The following is a 1,050-nucleotide window of genomic DNA, read 5'->3' as shown; positions in this document are numbered from 1 at the left end:
GAATAATATGTGCTTTTAGGGTATGGAAGAAGCTTTCTGCCACAGCATTATCGCAACAGTTACCTCGACGACTCATGCTTTGTGTGGCGCCATACGTTAACGTTAAGGCTCTAAAGTCAGCACTGCAATATTGACTCCCTTGATCGGAGTGAATCAATACGTCTCGTGGGCATCCTTGTTGAAGCATAGCCATACGCAAACTCTCATTGACTAATTGACGATCAATTCGCGAGCTTGTTGTCCAACCCACAATACGACGACTAAATAAATCTAACATGACACAAAGATAGAGCCATCCTTCCTGAGTTCTTAAATAAGTAATATTGGTAACCCAGACTTTATTAGGAGCACTTACCGTAAACTGCCGATTTAAATGGTTCGTCACCACAGGAAGGCGGTGATTAGAGTCCGTAGTTCTCTTGAATTTACGTGCCACTTTGCAGCGTAAATTCGCCTCTTGCAGTTAACGTCCGATAGTACGCTCAGACACCTAAAAGCCTTGTTCGCGCATGTCCTGAACTAAGCTTGGTGCGCCTACGCGCCCTTTGTGCTTTAAAAACTCACGATGTAACGCCAGCTTTAAGGCACAAGGCTGTGTAGAACGCTTACGCCAGGCATAGAAGCCTGAGCAACTGACCGATAAGGTTCGGCAAAGGATAGCTAAAGGATAGCATTCCAAGTTCTCCAGAATAAACGTGTACTTTAGCGACTTGGATTTTTGACAAAGTACACGTGCGCCTTTTTTAAGATTTCATTTGCCTGTTTCAGTTCAAGATTCTCTTTTTCAAGCTGACGAATGCGCTCTTGCTCAGGGCTTAAAGGACGTTTACTTGTTCCGCCTTGTTGCTGCCGTATCCAACGGTCTAAGGTAGATTCGCCAATGCCTAAATGATTGGCAAGTGCGGCAATAGATTGGTCGCTATTAGCTAAGGCATAGCTAACAGCTTGTTGTTTAAATTCTGGACTAAAGCGTTTGGGCATGTTAATTTCTCCTGTGAAATAAGCATACGCTTTAGAGGGAGTGTTTGTCTACTTTTCTGACTAGGATCA

At 43.9% G+C, this 1,050-nt stretch carries 1 pseudogene; it reads right to left on the bottom strand.

Features of this window, described 5'->3' with window-relative positions:
- Positions 1-981 (bottom strand): annotated as a pseudogene (locus HMPREF3144_RS11860) (IS3 family transposase); the annotation flags it as partial.
- Positions 982-1,050 lie beyond the last annotated feature (69 nt).

Source organism: Oligella sp. HMSC05A10 (assembly GCF_001808335.1).
Classification (GTDB): Bacteria; Pseudomonadota; Gammaproteobacteria; order Burkholderiales; family Burkholderiaceae_B; genus Oligella; species Oligella urethralis.
Note: the sequence above shows the minus strand (reverse complement) of the source record. Positions and strands in the feature narration are given on the sequence as shown.